Below are 16465 nucleotides of genomic sequence, written 5' to 3'. Positions count from 1 at the left end.
CGATGCGCGTCTGGTTGATGTCGAAGCCGAGCGTGGCGTAGTGCTTGCCGAATTCCACCGCGAGCGGCAGGCCGACGTAGCCCAGGCCGATGATGGCGATCTTGCTGTCTTGCGGATTCCGCATGCGAGCGTCCTTGGGATCTGCTGGCTGGCACGCGGCTGCCTCTGGGCGGCCGCGACGGATGGCGGCGGTCGCGCCGCCGCGGTCGCGGACGGGGCCGCGGGCCGCAGGCGCGGGATCGTATGCGCGATCCGTGACGCAGGCGCTCCCGCTCGACCTATCCTAGCGGCTGCCCGGTCCTGTCGCATAGCGCGTGCGGTCGCCGTCGTGGCTGCGTTCAGGCCGCGGCCTCCTCGCGCAGCCAGCGTTCCAGCGCGGCATTCGTCGCCGCCAGCGGTTCGGCGCTGGCCGAGCGTTGCAGCATCGCCGCCAGCGCGGACGGCACGTCGACGGGATGGCCGAGCAGCGGCTCGACCACCTGCTCGAACTTCGCCGGATGCGCAGTGGCGACCACGGCCCACGGTTGCGCGTCGCTGCTGGCGCGGAGGCGATCGAGCAGGTGCACGGCGGTCGCCGTGTGCGGGCAGAACACCTCGCCATGTTCGCGCGCGTGTGCGGCAAGCGTGTGACGGATGGTGGTGTCGTCCACGCTTTCGGCGTGCAGGGCGTGGCGCAGCGCGAAGTTGTCGCTCCCGAAAGTCCAGCACAGGCGCTCGAAGTTGCTGGGCGCGCCCACGTCCATCGCGTTGGCCAGCGTGGCGACCGCCTGGCGCGGCGCGTAGTCGCGGCCCGCGAAGAACTCGGGCAGCGTGGCGTTCGCGTTGCAGGCCAACCGGACTTCGCCCACCGGCAGGCCCAGCGCGCGCACCCACAGGCAGGCCAACGCATTGCCGAGGTTGCCGGTGGGCACAATGAAGCTCAGCGCTGCGCCGCGCTCGCGCCAGAAACCCAGCGCGGCATGCGCGTAGTAGCTCATCTGCGGCAGCAGCCGGCCGAGGCTGATGCTGTTAGCGGAACTGAGCGGCACATCGCGCTGCAGTTCCGCGTCGTTGAGCGCGGCCTTCACCATGCGCTGGCAATCGTCGAAGCGGCCGGCCACGCGCAGCGCCTGCACGTTGTCGCCGAAGCAGCCGAGTTGGTGCGCCTGCCGCGGCGAGACCAGGCCGTCGGGATACAGGATCACCACGCGCACATTTGAATCCGGCACGCCCGGCTGGCGATGGAACGCCGCGCCCACCGCCGCGCCGGTATCGCCCGAGGTGGCGACCAGGATGGTCAGCGGCCGCGCATCCGCCCGCGGCAGGCGGCGCAGGCAGGCGGCGAGAAAGCGCGCACCCACGTCCTTGAACGCCGCCGTCGGCCCGTGGAACAACTCCAGCACCTGCGCATCGCGATACGGCAGCGTGCGCATCGGCACCGGGAAATCCAGCGCCTCCGCACAGATCGCCGGCAGTCCGGCGGCGAGCGGGTCGCCCGCGAAGAACGGCGCCAGCAACGTCGCCGCGGTATCCGCCAGCGTTCCCCGTGCATCGAAGTCCGCCGGATCGAGCGTCGGCAACCGCTCCGGCACATACAAGCCACCATCCGGCGCCAGCCCCGCGGCGATGGCCTCGCCCAGCGTGGCGGCCGGCGCGCGGCCGCGTGTGCTTATGTAGCGCAGCGAGTCACTCATGCGCCATCCCGTCATCGACCAGCACCGCCGCCGGCCCATCAATCGGCGCCACGAAGGCGTCGCTGCCCAACCCGGCCTCGGCGAACGCCGCCCGCATCGCCACGGCAGCCGCCTCCGCCTCGGCGCGATGCTCGAACCAGCCGAACACGCTGGGCCCACCGCCGGAAATACTCGCTCCCAGCGCGCGATGATCGCGCGCCGCCTGCTTCACGCGCGCGAAGTTCGGCACCAGCGGCGCGCGCCGCGGCTCCACCAGCACATCCTTGAGGCCTTCGCGCACCAGCGCGGCGTCGCCGCGGAAACAGCCGGCCAGCAGCAGCGACAGGTTCGCGCTCTGCGCCACGAACTCGCCCAGCGCGTAATGCCCGGCCAGCGCGGCGCGTGACTTGCGCGTCTCCAGCACGCAGTGCGGATGCACCAGGGCGCAGTGCCAGTCGGCGGGCACCGGGATGCGCAGCACGCGCTCGTGCGTGGCCAGCGTGAGTCCGCCCAGCAGTTGCGGGCCCACGTTGTCGCCATGGCGGCCGCCGCTGGCCACCGCCTCGCCGTCCATCGCGAAGCCGTACAGCGCCTCGCGCGGCAGCGGACGTTCCAGCAGCGCGTTCGCGGCCACCAGCGCGGCCACGCAGGAGGCCGCCGAGCCGGCCATGCCCGAACCCAGCGCGATGCCCTTGTGCAGCACGAGTTCGAAACCGTGGTGCAGGCCCAGCGCCTTGCGCAGCGCGAGCAGGGCGGCGCCGGCGGTGTTGTGCTGCGCTTCCAGCGGCAGCCCGCGGGTCACGCCGTGGATCGCCGCGATGCGCACGGTCGGCTCGGCGATGCGGCGCACTTCGGCGCGGTCGCCGGCGCCGGCCATGCTGTGGCCGAGGATGTCGAAGCCCACGCCCACGTTGCCCACGCAGGCGGGGGCGAAGGCGGCGGCGTGGTCCAGGCGGGGCGATCGTGCGCTCATGGGTTCCTGCAAGGGGACATCGGCGAGGGCGTTCATGCCGGCACCCCCAGCGACTCGGCGATGCGCAGCAGGTCGGCGAACACGCCGGCCGCGGTGACTTCCGGCCCCGCGCCGGGGCCTTGCACCTGCAGCGGATTATCGCAGTAGCGGCGGGTGGTGAACTGCACCACGTTGTCGGTGAGCCGGCTGTGCGCGAAGGCATGTGCGGTCGGCAGCACCGCAAGGCGCACGCTGGCGCGGCCATGGTGGTCGAGGCTGGCGACGTGCCGCAGCACGCCGCCTGCGGCGCGCGCGGCGGCCAGTTTCGCGGCCAGCGGCGCGTCGAGTTCGGCCAGGTGCTGCATGAATTCCTCCGGCGCCGGCATGACCAGTTCGGGCGGCACCAGGCTCTCCACGTCCACCTGTTCCAGTGACAGCGGCCAGCCGGCCTCGCGGGCGAGGATCACCAGCTTGCGCGCCACGTCGAGGCCGGACAGGTCGGCGCGCGGATCGGGTTCGGTGTAGCCCAGCGCATGCGCCTCGCGCAGCAGCGCGGAGAACGGCTGGCTGCCGTCGTGGCGGTTGCACAGCCACGCCAGCGTGCCGGAGAACATGCCCTCGATGCCGAGCAGTTCGTCGCCGGTGTCGAGCAGGTCGCGCAGGGTCTGCACCACCGGCAGGCCGGCGCAGACGGTGGCCTCGTAGCGGAAGCGCGCGCCGCCCGCGCAGGCGGCGCGGATCGCCTGCCAGCGCTCCAGCGGGCCGCTGCCGGCCAGCTTGTTCGGCGTCACCACGTGCAGGCCGGCGGCCAGCCAGTATGGGTAGTGCGCGGTCACCGCCTCGCTGGCGCTGCAGTCGATCAGCAGCGCGTGGCGGTCGCCGTCGCCGCGCACGTGGGCGGCGAACGCGTCGAGGTCGTTCGGCCGCCAGGTCTGCGCGCCGCCGTGGCGACCGTTGAGCTCGGCGTCGTCGCAGTCCAGCCACATGCGCTTGCTGGCCACCACGCCGCACAGTTTCAGGTCCAGTGCGTGGTCGCGCGCCAGCCGCGGTTGCGCCGCGCGCAACTGGTCCAGCAACGCACCGCCGACCCGGCCGGGGCCGATCACGCCCACCGCCAGCGTGCGCTGGCCGGTGGTACCGATGCGCGGCATCGCCAGCGGCGGCAGGGGATGCAGCGGGACTTGCTCGGGTGCACAGGTGATCACGACGGCCTCTCCGTTGGAGGCCCGTCCCGTCTGGCGTGTCGGCGCGTGCCGGCCCGCCTCGTCGAGGGCGGGCCGTTGCGTGGGAAAACTCAGCTACGCACGATGCTCCGCCCGGGACGCGTGGTACCGGTACCGGTGGTAATCGTGGTGGTAATGATGCTGGCGATGTCGCCCGCGCGTGATGGCATGCGGCCGGCGGAAGCCGGGGCGAAGTGCATGCGAACGAGGGCGGAATGCGGCGACATGGCGCTGACACTAAGTCCGATGCTGCACTGCAGTCAACAGGTGCATTTGCAACTGTTTTGCCGCTGCCGCTGCCGCTGCCGCTGCCGATGACGGCAGCCGGCCGCGGCAGGTTGTCGCGATGGCCCGTTTCGGCCGTCCGGCGCGGACCCGCGTCACTACAATGGCGGCGATGAATTCCTCCTCCCCCTTGCGCTGGCTGCTCCGTGCCGGCGTCGCGGTGCTTGCGCCAGGCGCCGGTGCGGCAGCCGCTGCAACGGATGTCCCGGACCCCATGCAGCAGCGCGTGGCCGCCTGCGCCAGCTGCCACGGCGCCCGCGGCGAAGGCCTGCCCGGCGACGCGAAAGTGCCGCGCCTGGCCGGCAAGCCGGCCGCTTACCTGCAGCAGCAGCTCGCATCCTTCCAGAGCGGTCGGCGCCATCATGCGGCGATGGAATACGTGGTGCGCCAGCTGAGCCCGGACTACCTGCGCCAGATCGCCGAATACTTCGCGGCCCAGCAGGTGCCGTACCGCCGGCAGGCGGCGCCAGCGGTGGCCGCCGCCGCGATGCAGCGCGGCGAGCAGCTGGTGCGCCACGGCGACCCCAGCCGCGGCGTGCCGTCCTGCGCGAGCTGCCACGGCGATACGCTGACCGGCGTGGAACCGATGATGCCGGGCCTGGCGGGCCTGTCCTACGCTTACATCGACGCCCAGCTCGATGCGTGGCGCACGCATCAGCGTGTTGCCGACGGCCCCGGCTGCATGGTCGTGGTGGCCAACCGCATGACCGGCGACGATGTCGCCGCAGTGGCCGCGTGGCTGGCCAGCCAGCCGCCGCCGGCCGATATGCATCCCGTGCCGGCCGGTGCGCAGCGCGAGCCGCTGCCGGGCTGGTGCGTGCCGGGCAATGGCGGGGTGAATCCATGAAACGCTGGTGGCGACGCGGCATCCTGATCTTCGTGCTGCTCGGGATGGCGCTGCTCGGCTGGTGGCTGTTCGCGCCCGGCTGCGTGCAGCAGATGCCGCCCGCGCAACTTGAGGCGGAGGCCGCGAAACTGCGCGCCCCCGCGCTGATCGCCCGCGGCGAATACCTTGCCGCCGTGGGCGACTGCGCCGCCTGCCACACCGAGCGCGGCGGCCAGCGCTATGCCGGCGGCCGCGTGCTCGCCACGCCGTTCGGCGACGTGCCTGCGCCCAACATCACGCCCGATCCGGAGACCGGCATCGGCCGGTGGAGCTTCGAAGACTTCTGGCGCGCGTTGCACGAGGGCAAGGGCCGCCGCGGCGAGCCGTTGTATCCGGTGTTCTCCTACACCTCGTTCACCAAGGTCACCCGCGACGACGCGCTGGCGATCTTCGCCTGGCTGAAATCGCTGCCGCCGGTGCACCAGCCCGATCGCGCGCCGCGCCTGGCCTTCCCCTACAGCGTGCGCAGCAGCCTGCTGGCGTGGCGTGCGCTGTACTTCAAGCCGGGCGTGTACCGGCCCGATCCGGCCCGGTCGCCGGAATGGAACCGCGGCGCCTACCTCGTGCAGGGCCTGGGCCATTGCAACGAGTGCCACACCACGCGCAACGCCTGGGGCGGCATGGAGCAGGATCGCCACCTCGCCGGCGGCACCATTCCCGTGCAGGACTGGTATGCGCCCGATCTCGGCACGCAGCCGGGCGGCGGCCTGGCGGGCTGGAGCAGCCAGGACATCGTGGACCTGCTCAAGACCGGCCAGTCGGCCAGGGGCGTCGCCTTCGGTCCGATGGCCGACGTGGTGCGCAACAGCACCCAGCACATGAGCGACGTCGACCTGCAGGCGGTGGCGGTCTACCTGCAGGCGCTGCCCGCGCGTGCACCTGCGCCCGCGCCCGCCACATACACGCAGGCCGCCAGCCACGCGCAGGGCGGCGAGCTCTACGCGCGGCAATGCGCCGCCTGCCACGGCAAGCAGGGCGAAGGGGCGCCCGGCGTCTATCCGCCGCTGGACGGCAACAGCTCGGTGACCGCGCCCACGGCCACCAATGCGGTGCGCAGCGTGCTGCTTGGCGGTTTCGCGCCGGCCACCGTCGGCAACCCGCGGCCGTATTCGATGCCGCCGTTCGCGCAGCAGTTGAGCGACGACGAGGTGGCCGCGGTGGTCAACTACATCCGCCAGTCCTGGTCGAACCGCGCCAGCGCGGTGTGGCCCGCCGAAGTGGGTCGCCTGCGCCACACGCCGGTGGATTGAGCGCGTTCGGCGCGCGAGGTCGATCGCGCAGGTCGCGGTGCCGCCGCCGTGTTCCTGTGCTTCGCGGAGCTTGCCCGTGCCGTCCGCGTGGCGGGCGCACCGGATGCTTCCCCTGGCGCCCAAACGATACGTGGGGCGACCCGCTCCTCGGGTGGCCCGCGCATCGGTCGCCGCCAGCCGGATCTTGAAGATCGGTTTTGGCTGTTCGCGCTTGCACGGCGTCAGGCGGCTCGGTCGACCACGCCGACGGTTCAGTCACGGGCACGCATCGGCGGCTCCTGTGCCCGAATCCATGGGGCCTGCAGTCGCCATCCCCTCCGGCTCGCCCACGGCCTGGGCAGTCCCTTGCTCGAGGCGAGCTGCGCCACTCCATTACCTGCGAAGTAATCGTCTTGCGGCGGTGGCCACCGCAAGCTGTGCCCACACCCACCACGGAGCACAGCCATGAGCGCCATCCGCGAACTGATCGAGAACTACATCCGCAGCTGGAACGAAACCGATCCGCTGCGTCGTCGCGCGCTGATCGAGCGCGTCTACGCCGAGAACGTCGCCTACACCGACCCGATGGCGCAGGTGCGCGGCTGGGAAGGCATCGACACCACCATCGCCGCGGTGCAAGGCATGTTCCCCGGCCATCGCTTCGCCCTCGCCGGCGAAGTGGACGCGCATCACGACCTGGCCCGCTTCCGGTGGCAGTTGATCGCTCCGGGCAACGACGAACCGTTGGTGGTCGGTTTCGACGTGGCGGAACTGGACGAGGGGCGCGTGCGCCGCATCCACGGCTTCCTGGACAAGGTGCCGCAGGCGGCCTGAGCCGCTTGCGCCACGCCTGTCTCCCCGCATCACCTCTGCCGGAGTACGCCATGAGCCACTTCACCACCACCGATGGCACGCAACTGTTCTATCGCGACTGCGGTCGCGGCCGGCCCATCGTGTTCGTCGCCTCCTGGGCGCTGGATTCGCGCGCCTGGGCCCCATACATGCTGCACTTCCAGGAACTCGGCTATCGCTGCATCGCGCTGGACCGGCGCGGCCATGGCCGTTCGGACGACCCCGGCCACGGCTACCGGCTGGACCGCCTCGCCGACGATCTGGCGGAACTGCTCGAACACCTGGATCTGCGCGACGTCAGCGTGGTCGCGCACTCGATGGCCAGCGGCGAAGCCACGCGCTGCCTCGCAGGGCATGGCCGCGGACGCGTCGCCCGCGCGGTCTTCCTTGCCCCGACCGCACCCAGCTACGTCGAGGGCAGCCGCGAGCCGTGGAGCATGGACGAACCCACCACTGCGGCGGTGCTCGCCGCGATCCGCCATGACCTGCCGTACTGGCTGACCGACAACGCGAACGACTTCTTCCTGCCCGCCGAAACCGGTACCACGCCGGAATACATGCAGTACACCATCGACATGATCTGCGACACCTCGCTGCAGGCGCTGGTGGAATGCTTCCGCGCCAAGCGCGTGGACCTGCGCGAGGAGTTGCGCAGCTTGCCGGTGCCGCTGCTGGTGATCCACGGCAACCGCGATGCCAGCGAGCCGGTGCAGCAGGGTCGCGCCATCGCGGCGATGGTGCCGAACGGCCGGTACCTGGAGTACGACGGCGCTCCGCACGGGTTCTACCACACGCATTACGAGCGGCTGGTGGCGGACATCCACGCCTTCCTGCGCGAGGCCGGCGGCGTGCCCCGGGCCGCCTGACCATCGACCTCCGACCGCTGGCATCATCGCCGCATGAACGCCCAACCCATCGACACCGCCCGCCCAGTCGGCGACCTGCTGCGCGAGTGGCGTCGCCACCGACGCCTCTCTCAACTCGAACTCGCCACCGATGCGGAACTCTCCACGCGGCACTTGAGCTTCGTCGAGTCCGGCCGCGCGCAGCCCAGCCGCGACATGATCCTGCGCCTGGCCGAGCACCTCGACGTGCCGTTGCGCGAGCGCAATACTCTGCTGATCGCCGCGGGCTTCGCGCCCACCTTTCGCCAACGCACCCTGGACGATCCTGCGCTCGCTGCCGCACGCGCCACCATCGACCTGCTGCTCAAGGGGCTGGAGCCCTGCCCGGCGCTGGCAGTTGACCGCTACTGGCAGCTCGTCGCCAGCAACGGGGCAACCCTGCGCCTGCTTGGCGGCGTGGCGCCCGTGTTGCTGGAGCCGCCGATCAACGTGCTTCGCCTGAGCCTGCATCCTGCCGGGCTCGCGCCGCGCATACGCAATCTGGGTCAATGGCGAGCACACCTGTTGCAGCGCCTGCGTCAACAGATCGATGCCTGCCACGACCCCGTGCTCGTCGCGTTGCTGCGCGAACTGCAAGCCATGCCGGTTCCGGACGGCTCGGGTGTGGCGGACGTCCAGACGTCCATAGCCGTACCCATGCAACTGGAGGTGGGCGACCAAGTGCTCTCCATGCTCAGTACCACCACGGTGTTCGGCACGCCGGTGGACATTACCTTGGCCGAACTGGCGCTGGAGGCCTTCGTGCCTGCCGATGCGACGACGGCCGAATGCTTGCGGCGCATGGCGGAGTCGGACGAACCCGCCATGCCGCTCTGAGCAAAGGTCTCGCCCAGGGCGCGGACCCGGCTCGACCGTTTCCGCGCGTTTCGGGCCGGCGCGCGAGGTGGCGCCGCTGCCGGTGAACGAGGGTCGGGTCGAACTGGAGTGGCGCCGCCCGCTCGTCAAGCTCGTCGAGTGCGATCCGGCGCGCTGCGAGCAGAGGCGCGCGATTGATCGTCCGGACCGCCATCCATTGTGCTACCTCTAGCCGAGGCCGGCGGCACCGCGGGAGCGCGCCACCGGGCAGTGCTCGTCAGCGCGACAGGTCGATGGCGTAGGTGGCGGTGCCGTCGCCGTGGTCCTGCACCTCGCGGATCGAATCGAGGCCGTCGGACTTCGCGATGGCGGCCTTGCCGCTGGCGCTGGTGAACAGCACCGGTCCGGCGGTCTTGAGCGGGGCGAAACACCAGGAGCGGGCTGGCAGCTCGCGTGCGGTGATCTCGCGATGCTGCTGCAGCCAGCGCGCCACGATCTCGCGCGTGCCGTCGGGTGCGGCCAGCACGATGTTCTTGCCGTCCAGCCCCGGGAAGCGGCCGCCGCCGCTGGCGCGGTAGTTGTTGGTGACCACGATGAAGGCTTGGTCGGGCGTGACCGGCTTGCCGTCGAAGCTCAGCGACACGATGCGCTGGCCCGCGGGCTTGCTCACGTCGATGACGTAATGGATGCCGCCCTGGATCTGGTCGAAGTTGAAGCCAGGGAAGCGGGTGTTGACGAGTTCCTGCGGCGTGCCTTTCGTCGGGTCGATGCGGTTGAAGCGCCTGGCGGATTCCTCCAGCCACGCCTTCACGCCCGCGCCATCGGTCTTCACCGAGGCCAGCGTGTTCGGATAGAAGTAGAGGTCGGCCGCGCTGCGCAGGGTGAGCGGGCCCGGCGCCACGTCAGTGTAGTCGTCCGGGCCGCCGAAGCCGGTGCGGAACGCGGCGGCGGCGGAGAGCACCGGCACGTCCGCGAGTTCCGGATGCAGGCGCGGCAACTCGGCACGCACGTAGTCGCGCTGCGCGGCGTTGACCACGGCGAGCGCGCTCATGTCGCCCTCGTCGGCGAAATAGCTCGACATGCGCACGCGGCTTTCGCCGATCGGGGTGTTCACGTAGGCCACCGCGGCCTGCTGCACCTTCGCCACCAGCGGCGCGATGGCGGGATCGGCCGCCACGCAGCTGGCGGCGTCGCCGGGCTTCGTGCAGATCGGCCGTACCTCGCTGTGCGTGTCCTGCTTGTCGATCACCCAACGGCCGTCGACGCGATCCAGCGCCAGCGCGATCACGCCGAGATCCTTGCCGAAGAAGCCGCCCATCACCGCCGGCTTGCCGCGCACGAAGCCGTGCATGTCGTCCACGTCCTTCATCGCCGCGAAGCGCGGGCCGGGGAACTCGGTGTGCGAGTGGCCGAGCAGCAGCACGTCGATGCCGGGCACGCCGGCGAGATGCCAGCCGGCGTTCTCCATCGCGGGCGTGTACGGTGCGGTGTCGAGGCCGCCATGCACGATCGCGACCACCAGGTCGGGATGCTGCGCCTCGATCTGCGGCAGGTACTTCTTCGCCGCCTCCACCACGCCGTCCACGGTCACCTTGCCGGCCAGGTTCTGCTTGTCCCATTGCAGGATCGGCGGCGGGGTAAAACCGATGATCGCCACGCGCAGCGGCACGCTTTCCGTCTTGCCGTCAGGCAGCTGCACGGCGATCGGTTTGGTGACGATCGTCCACGGCTTGAAGATCGGTGCGCCGTCGCGTGCGCTGTCCACGTTCGCCAGCACCAGCGGGAAATGCGGGCCGGCGCAGCGCTGCCGCGTGCCACCGTCCACGTTCATCGGCGTGCCGGTGACTTGCGACAGGTAAGCCAGCCCGTAATTGAACTCGTGGTTGCCCGCGGTGCCGCCGTCGTAGCCCACCGCGTCCATCGCGCGGTAGATCGCCAGCTCCTGGTCGCAAGCCAGCTTCTGCACCTGTGCCTGCCAGTCGGCCAGCACCGTGCCCTGGATGGTGTCGCCGCTGTCGAACAGGAAGTGGTTCGGGAACTGCACGCGCGCCTGCTTGATCAGCGTGGCGGTGCGCTCGAAGCCCAGCGTGGGGTCGGCCTTCTGCTTGTAGTAGTCGTAGCCGAGGATGTTGGAGTGGATGTCGGTGGTTTCCAGGATCGCCACCGTGGCGCGCGTGCCGTCCGGCAGCGCGGGCGCATGCACGGGCTGGTGGGCGCAGCCGGCGAGCAGGGCGGCTGCGAACAAGGCGACGATGGTGCGGCGTGGGAACATGACGGGATCGCATAAGCACATGGATTCGGGAAACTAGCAGATCGCCGCGACGGCGCGCAGGCCGCAGCGTGTCGCGGTCGGCGCCGCCTGCAGGCGATGTGGCCCGATACGGCACGCGCTTTGCCGCCTGCCCGCGAAACCGCGACAATGGCCCGCTGCCATTCCCCCTTGCCGTCAGAGAGTCGTGCCGACCATGTCCGATACGCCGAAGATCATCTACACCCTCACCGACGAAGCGCCGTTCCTCGCCACCGCTTCGCTGCTGCCGATCGTCAAGGCGTTCACCGCCACCGCGGCCATCGCGGTGGAGACGCGCGACATCTCGCTGGCGGGGCGCATCCTGGCGCAGTTCCCGGACCGCCTGAAGGATGGGCAGCAGATCGGCGACCATCTCGCCGAGCTGGGCAGGCTCGCCACCACGCCGGACGCGAACATCATCAAGCTGCCTAACATCAGCGCCTCGGTGCCACAGCTCAAGGCCGCGATCAAGGAGCTGCAGGCGCAGGGCTACGCGCTGCCGGATTATCCGGACACGCCCGCCAACGACGCCGAGAAGGACGCCAAGGCGCGCTACGACAAGGTCAAGGGCAGTGCGGTGAACCCGGTGCTGCGCGAGGGCAATTCCGACCGCCGCGCGCCGCTCTCGGTGAAGAACTACGCGCGCAAGCACCCGCACAAGATGGGCGCGTGGAGCAAGGATTCGCAGACCCACGTGGCGCACATGGACGGCGGCGATTTCTACGGCAGCGAGAAATCCGTGGTGGTGGATGCGCCCACCGCGGTGAAGATCGAGTGGCTCGGCAAGGACGGCTCCAGCAAGCTGCTGAAGGAGAAGGTGGCGCTGAAGGCCGGCGAGATCCTCGACGCGTCGGTGATGAGCCGCAAGGCACTGGCCGCCTTCATCGATGCGCAGGTCGCCGACGCCAAGGCGAAGGGCGTGCTGTTCTCGGTGCACCTCAAGGCCACCATGATGAAGGTGTCCGACCCGATCATGTTCGGCGTGGTGGTGAACGAGTTCTACAAGGACGTGCTCGCGAAGCATGCCGACGCGCTGAAGCAGGCCGGCTTCGATGCCAACAACGGCATCGGCGACCTCTACGCGCGCCTCGGCAGCCTGCCGGCGGAGACGCAGGCGGCGATCAAGGCCGACATAGCGGCCGAATACGCGAAGCGCCCGGCGCTGGCGATGGTGAATTCCGACAAGGGCATCACCAACCTGCACGTGCCCAGCGACGTCATCATCGACGCTTCGATGCCGGCGATGATCCGCGACTCCGGCAAGATGTGGAACGCCGAAGGCAAGCTGCAGGACTGCAAGGCGATCATTCCCGACCGCAGCTACGCCGGCGTGTATGCGGTCACCATCGACGACTGCAAGGCACACGGTGCGTTCGACCCCGCGACCATGGGCAGCGTGCCCAACGTGGGCCTGATGGCGCAGGCGGCCGAGGAATACGGCTCGCACGACAAGACCTTCCAGATCGCCGCCGATGGCGTGGTCAAGGTCACCGATGAAACCGGCAAGGTTCTGCTGCAGCACGACGTGGAAGCCGGCGACATCTGGCGCGCCTGCCAGACCAAAGACGCGCCGGTGCAGGACTGGGTGAAGCTCGCGGTGTCGCGCGCGCGCCTCAGCAACACGCCGGCGGTGTTCTGGCTCGATGCCCAGCGTGCGCACGACCGCGAGATCATCAGGAAGGTGGAGCGCTACCTCAAGGACCACGACACCGCCGGCCTCGACATCCGCATCCTCGATCCGGTGGCGGCCACGAAGTTCTCGCTGAAGCGCATCCGCAAGGGCCAGGACACCATCTCGGTCACCGGCAACGTGTTGCGCGACTATCTCACCGACCTGTTCCCGATCATGGAGCTGGGCACGTCCGCCAAGATGCTTTCCATCGTGCCGCTGATGGCCGGTGGCGGCCTGTTCGAGACCGGCGCCGGCGGCTCCGCGCCCAAGCACGTGCAGCAGTTCCTCGAAGAGGACTACCTGCGCTGGGATTCGCTGGGCGAGTTCCTCGCGTTGCAGGCCTCGCTGGAATTCGTGGGCGACAAGACCGGCGACGCGCGGGTGAAGGTGCTGGCGAAGACGTTGGACCAGGCCAACGGCAAGATCCTCGACCACAACAAGTCGCCCGCGCGCAAGGTGGGCGAACTCGACAACCGCGGCAGCCACTACTACCTCGCCCTGTACTGGGCGCAGGCGCTGGCCGCGCAGGGCGAGGACGCCGCGCTGAAGGCGAAGTTCGCCCCGCTGGCCAAGGTGCTCGCCGAGAACGAGGCGACCATCGTCGGCGAACTCAACGGCGCGCAGGGCAAGCCCGTCGACATCAAGGGCTACTACCACCCCGACATGACGCTGGTAAGCAAGGCAATGCGGCCCAGCGGCACGTTCAATGCGGCGTTGGCGGGGTTGAAGTAAGCAACCGGACCGGCAGGCGAAACGGGGCGCCGCGGCGCCCCGTTTGTTTTGTCGCTTCAACGCCGCGACTGTACGGCCATGTGTACAGCAAGCCCGGCGAGCACCGTACCCATCATCCAGCGTTGCGCGCCCAGCCAGCGTGGCCGACTGCCAAGGAATGCGGCAATGCTGCCGGCAAGCACGACGATGACAGCGTTCACCGTGAGGCTGATGCCCATCTGCGTGGCGCCGAGCACCAGCGCCTGGCTCAATACACTGCCGTGCCCGGGGCTGATGAATTGCGGCAGCAGTGAAAGATAGAGCACTGCGGCCTTCGGATTGAGCAGGTTGGTGAGAAAGCCCATTGCAAAGAGCTTGCGGGGCTGTACACGTTCCAGCTCGCGCACATGGAACGGGGAGCGCCCGCCGGGGCGCACTGCTTGCCACGCCAGCCAGAGCAGGTAGAGCGCGCCGCCGAAACGCAAGGCGTCGTAGGCATAGGGCACGGCGAACAGCAAGGCCGTAATGCCCAGCGCTGCGCACAGCAGATAGACGACGAACGCCAGCGCTACGCCGCCAAGCGAGATCAGGCCGGCTACGTGGCCTTGGCAGATCGAACGCGAGATCAGGTAGATCATGTTCGGACCCGGCGTGAGCACGAGGCCGAAGGCGATCAGTGCGAAGGCAAGCAGATGGGGTGTTGTAGGCATGGCACGGCTCCGTTGCGGAAGGAGGAGTGCCCAGGCGCGCGGCTACGGTATGGTGTCCGCGCTCCCCGAGGGTGCTCCCTCTCGCGGCGCCAGTGACGCGAACGCGACCATTGTTCCGACATGGCGATGGTCGTTCAAGTGCCGTTGCCGCTGCGGCAGCGAACATCGCGCAACTGCCTCGGCCACAACGCCGGCAATCGACGATGAGGATGAAACTGATGCGCCCTTGGACCGTGCCGTTGTGCTTCGTGCTTGCCGCACCGGCTGTGCTTGCCGTGCCGGCACGGCTGCCGCCATCAGCCGCCACGACCACGGCGCCACCAGTGCCCAGCGACGTGCCCCTGCTCTCGCCCGTGGTCGTCAGCGGCGTGGTGCCCGGGCCCGGCTTGTGGAAGGTAAGCAAGGGCGATCACGTGCTGCGGGTGCTGGGGACGCTGTCGCCGCTGCCGGGGCATATCCAGTGGGAGTCGCGCGAGGTGGCGCAGGTGCTCGCGCAGGCTAGGCAGGTACTGCTGGAGCCGAAGATCAAGCTCAAGGCGGACGTAGGTTTCTTCGGAAAGCTTTTCCTGCTGCCCACGGCCTACGGCGCGCGCAAGAACCCGGACGGCAAGACGCTGGACCAGGTGATGGATGCGCCGACCTACGCGCGCTGGCAGGCGCTGAAGCGGAAGTACCTCGGCGGCGACAGCGGCATCGAACGCTGGCGCCCGCTGTTCGCGGCGCAGGAGTTGTACCGGAAGGCGCTCAAGGCGAATGGGCTGAGCAACGATGGAGGCGTGTCGGGTGCGGTGGCGGCGATGGCGAAGCAGGACGGCGTTCCGGAGACGCCGGTGGAATACCGCGTGGAGATCAAGCAGCCGCGCGAGGCGCTGAAGGCGTTCAAGGCCGCGGCGCCCAGCGACCTGGAATGCTTCAACCGCACGCTGGACAGCATCGAGCACGACTTGCCGGCGATGACCGCGCGCGCGAACGCCTGGGCCACCGGCGACCTGGAGGAGCTGCGCCGCTTGCCCGACAGCCATCGCCGCGACGCCTGCGTCACCGCGATCACCAGCGCCGGCTTCGCCCACCAGCTCGGTCTCGACGATGTGCCCGCGCAACTGGAGGCCGTGTGGTTGGGCGCGGCGCGCAAGGCGCTGGCGGACAATGCGAGCAGCTTCGCGCTGCTGCCGATGGGCGAACTGCTCTCGCCCACCGGCTACTTGAGCAAGCTGAAGGCCGCGGGCTACACGGTGGAGGCGCCGCCGGGGCTGGACGAGGCGCCGGTCGCCGCAGGCAGCGCCACGGCACCGGCCGCGGCGGCCAGCGTCACGCGCTGATCGTTGCGCTGGCGCGGTCCAGCGCGGCGACTTCGTCGGCACCCAGGTCGAGCTGCATCGCGCCCAGCAGTTCCTGCAGCTGCGGCACGCTGGTGGCGCTGGCGATCGGCGCGGTGACGGACGGACGCGCGATCAGCCAGGCCAGCGCCACCTGCGCGGGCGTGGCCTTGTGCGTGGCGGCGATGTCGTCCAGCGCGGCGAGCACCGCCAGGCCGTGCGGGTTGAGGAAGCGCTTCGCCGCGCCGCCGCGCGCGCTGCTCTTGGCCAAGTCCGCCGCGCTGCGGTACTTGCCGCTGAGGAAGCCGCTGGCCAGCGCGTAGTAGCAGGTCACGCCCAGCTCTTGCTCGCGCACCAGCGGTTCGAGTGCCGTCTCGTAGCCGGCACGCGCCACGAGGTTGTATTCCGGCTGCAGGCATTCGTAGCGGGGGAGGCCGTATGCCTTCGACACCGCCAGCGCCTCGACGGTGCGGTCGGTGGTGAAGTTGGAGGCGCCGATCGCGCGCACCTTGCCTTCCCCGATCAATCGCGCGAACTCGCCCAGTGTCTCGTGCATAGGCACGCTGGCATCGTCCTGGTGGGCGAAGTAGAGGTCGATGCGGTCGGTCCTGAGGCGCTGGAGCGAACCCTTCACCGCCGCGCGGAGGTTGATCGGCGACAGCCCGGGATGCCGGTCCCACTTCGCCACCTTGGTGGCGATCAGCACGCGGTCGCGCTTGCCGCTCTTTTGCAGCCATTTGCCGATGATGGCTTCCGACTCGCCGCCGTGGTTGCCCGGCACCCAGGCCGGGTAGACGTCGGCGGTGTCGACCGTGTTGCCGCCGCCGTCGACGAACGCGTCGAGCAGCTTGAATGCGCGCGCCTCGTCGACGCTCCAGCCGAACACGTTGCCGCCGAACACCAGCGGGGCGATGGAGAGCGGCGAGCGGCCGAGCGGGCGGTATTGCATGGAAATCTCCTGATGCCGATGCGGCCAGACGGCACCAC

General features: G+C 69.9%; 13 protein-coding genes and 1 riboswitch. Of the genes, 7 read left to right on the top strand and 6 right to left on the bottom strand.

The genetic code is table 11. The annotated features are described in order from the left end of the window. Positions 1 to 338: 338 nt before the first annotated feature. From thrC to B0E52_RS02450, 3 genes are read right to left on the bottom strand one after another with little or no spacing between them, the layout of a single operon-like run. Complete coding sequence (gene thrC / locus B0E52_RS02460; RefSeq protein WP_077481412.1) at positions 339 to 1673, bottom strand: threonine synthase; 1335 nt, start codon at positions 1671 to 1673, stop codon at positions 339 to 341. After that, entirely contained in the window at positions 1666 to 2661 is a 996-nt protein-coding gene (locus B0E52_RS02455) for a homoserine kinase (RefSeq protein WP_077481409.1), read from the bottom strand. Before B0E52_RS02455 ends, thrC begins: the two co-directional genes overlap by 8 nt. Continuing rightward, entirely contained in the window at positions 2658 to 3809 is a 1152-nt protein-coding gene (locus B0E52_RS02450; protein ID WP_077481407.1) for a homoserine dehydrogenase, read from the bottom strand. Before B0E52_RS02450 ends, B0E52_RS02455 begins: the two co-directional genes overlap by 4 nt. 517 nt (positions 3810 to 4326) lie before the next feature. On the opposite strand from B0E52_RS02450, the gene B0E52_RS02445 reads away from it, so the two are divergent. The 5 genes from B0E52_RS02445 to B0E52_RS02425 all read left to right on the top strand — a co-directional run bounded on the left by B0E52_RS02445 (position 4327) and on the right by B0E52_RS02425 (position 8800). Continuing rightward, the gene (locus tag B0E52_RS02445) at positions 4327 to 4959 is read left to right on the top strand and encodes a c-type cytochrome (protein WP_343124491.1); all 633 of its coding nucleotides are present in this window, start codon (positions 4327 to 4329) and stop codon (positions 4957 to 4959) included. Beyond that, a complete protein-coding gene (locus tag B0E52_RS02440) occupies positions 4956 to 6248 on the top strand; it encodes a cytochrome c (protein WP_077481405.1) in 1293 nt (430 codons plus the stop codon). The genes B0E52_RS02445 and B0E52_RS02440 overlap by 4 nt, the downstream gene beginning before the upstream one ends. Positions 6249 to 6692: 444 nt before the next feature. Further along, positions 6693 to 7061, top strand: coding sequence for a nuclear transport factor 2 family protein (locus tag B0E52_RS02435; protein ID WP_077481403.1), 369 nt, complete (start codon positions 6693 to 6695; stop codon positions 7059 to 7061). Between the two features lie 50 nt (positions 7062 to 7111). Next, a complete protein-coding gene (locus tag B0E52_RS02430) occupies positions 7112 to 7945 on the top strand; it encodes an alpha/beta hydrolase (protein WP_077481400.1) in 834 nt (277 codons plus the stop codon). 33 nt (positions 7946 to 7978) lie between these two features. Then, entirely contained in the window at positions 7979 to 8800 is an 822-nt protein-coding gene (locus B0E52_RS02425) for a helix-turn-helix transcriptional regulator (RefSeq protein WP_077481398.1), read from the top strand. Positions 8801 to 9056: 256 nt separating this feature from the next. Here B0E52_RS02425 and B0E52_RS02420 read toward each other — a convergent pair whose 3' ends face one another. Next, positions 9057 to 11051 carry a bifunctional 2',3'-cyclic-nucleotide 2'-phosphodiesterase/3'-nucleotidase gene (locus B0E52_RS02420; RefSeq protein ID WP_077481396.1) on the bottom strand — a complete coding sequence of 665 codons (1995 nt, stop codon included), beginning with the start codon at positions 11049 to 11051 and terminating at the stop codon, positions 9057 to 9059. Between the two features lie 193 nt (positions 11052 to 11244). Between B0E52_RS02420 and B0E52_RS02415 the strand changes: the two genes are divergently transcribed. Further along, the gene (locus tag B0E52_RS02415; RefSeq protein ID WP_077481394.1) at positions 11245 to 13473 is read left to right on the top strand and encodes an NADP-dependent isocitrate dehydrogenase; all 2229 of its coding nucleotides are present in this window, start codon (positions 11245 to 11247) and stop codon (positions 13471 to 13473) included. 56 nt (positions 13474 to 13529) lie between these two features. On the opposite strand, the gene B0E52_RS02410 is transcribed toward B0E52_RS02415, so the two are convergent. Further along, positions 13530 to 14162: a LysE family translocator gene (locus tag B0E52_RS02410; protein WP_077481392.1), complete on the bottom strand. Its 633-nt coding sequence runs from the start codon at positions 14160 to 14162 to the stop codon at positions 13530 to 13532. A gap of 21 nt (positions 14163 to 14183) precedes the next feature. Beyond that, a riboswitch (ZMP/ZTP riboswitch) is annotated at positions 14184 to 14269 on the bottom strand. Between the two features lie 111 nt (positions 14270 to 14380). On the opposite strand from B0E52_RS02410, the gene B0E52_RS02405 reads away from it, so the two are divergent. Further along, positions 14381 to 15481 (top strand): TraB/GumN family protein, encoded by a 1101-nt coding sequence (locus B0E52_RS02405; RefSeq protein ID WP_077481428.1) that lies wholly within the window; start codon positions 14381 to 14383, stop codon positions 15479 to 15481. On the opposite strand, the gene B0E52_RS02400 is transcribed toward B0E52_RS02405, so the two are convergent. After that, on the bottom strand, positions 15471 to 16427 hold the full coding sequence (locus tag B0E52_RS02400; protein WP_077481390.1) for an aldo/keto reductase: 957 nt from the start codon (positions 16425 to 16427) through the stop codon (positions 15471 to 15473). The genes B0E52_RS02405 and B0E52_RS02400 overlap by 11 nt on opposite strands. Positions 16428 to 16465: the final 38 nt, after the last annotated feature.

The sequence above is a fragment of the Rhodanobacter sp. C06 genome, assembly GCF_002001105.1.
Lineage (GTDB): Bacteria > Pseudomonadota > Gammaproteobacteria > Xanthomonadales > Rhodanobacteraceae > Rhodanobacter_A.
The sequence above is the reverse complement of the archived record's forward strand: the minus strand, read 5'-3'. Positions and strand labels throughout refer to the sequence as shown.

Bases quoted from the DNA above. Each gene is read 5' to 3' on its own strand.
- B0E52_RS02410 (WP_077481392.1), bottom strand. From the start codon at position 14,162: ATGCCTACAACACCCCATCTGCTTGCCTTCGCACTGATCGCCTTCGGC.
- B0E52_RS02405 (WP_077481428.1), top strand. From the start codon at position 14,381: ATGCGCCCTTGGACCGTGCCGTTGTGCTTCGTGCTTGCCGCACCGGCT.
- B0E52_RS02400 (WP_077481390.1), bottom strand. From the start codon at position 16,427: ATGCAATACCGCCCGCTCGGCCGCTCGCCGCTCTCCATCGCCCCGCTG.
- B0E52_RS02445 (WP_343124491.1), top strand. From the start codon at position 4,327: ATGCAGCAGCGCGTGGCCGCCTGCGCCAGCTGCCACGGCGCCCGCGGC.
- B0E52_RS02425 (WP_077481398.1), top strand. From the start codon at position 7,979: ATGAACGCCCAACCCATCGACACCGCCCGCCCAGTCGGCGACCTGCTG.
- thrC (WP_077481412.1), bottom strand. From the start codon at position 1,673: ATGAGTGACTCGCTGCGCTACATAAGCACACGCGGCCGCGCGCCGGCC.
- B0E52_RS02455 (WP_077481409.1), bottom strand. From the start codon at position 2,661: ATGAACGCCCTCGCCGATGTCCCCTTGCAGGAACCCATGAGCGCACGA.
- B0E52_RS02435 (WP_077481403.1), top strand. From the start codon at position 6,693: ATGAGCGCCATCCGCGAACTGATCGAGAACTACATCCGCAGCTGGAAC.
- B0E52_RS02415 (WP_077481394.1), top strand. From the start codon at position 11,245: ATGTCCGATACGCCGAAGATCATCTACACCCTCACCGACGAAGCGCCG.
- B0E52_RS02420 (WP_077481396.1), bottom strand. From the start codon at position 11,051: ATGTTCCCACGCCGCACCATCGTCGCCTTGTTCGCAGCCGCCCTGCTC.
- B0E52_RS02430 (WP_077481400.1), top strand. From the start codon at position 7,112: ATGAGCCACTTCACCACCACCGATGGCACGCAACTGTTCTATCGCGAC.
- B0E52_RS02440 (WP_077481405.1), top strand. From the start codon at position 4,956: ATGAAACGCTGGTGGCGACGCGGCATCCTGATCTTCGTGCTGCTCGGG.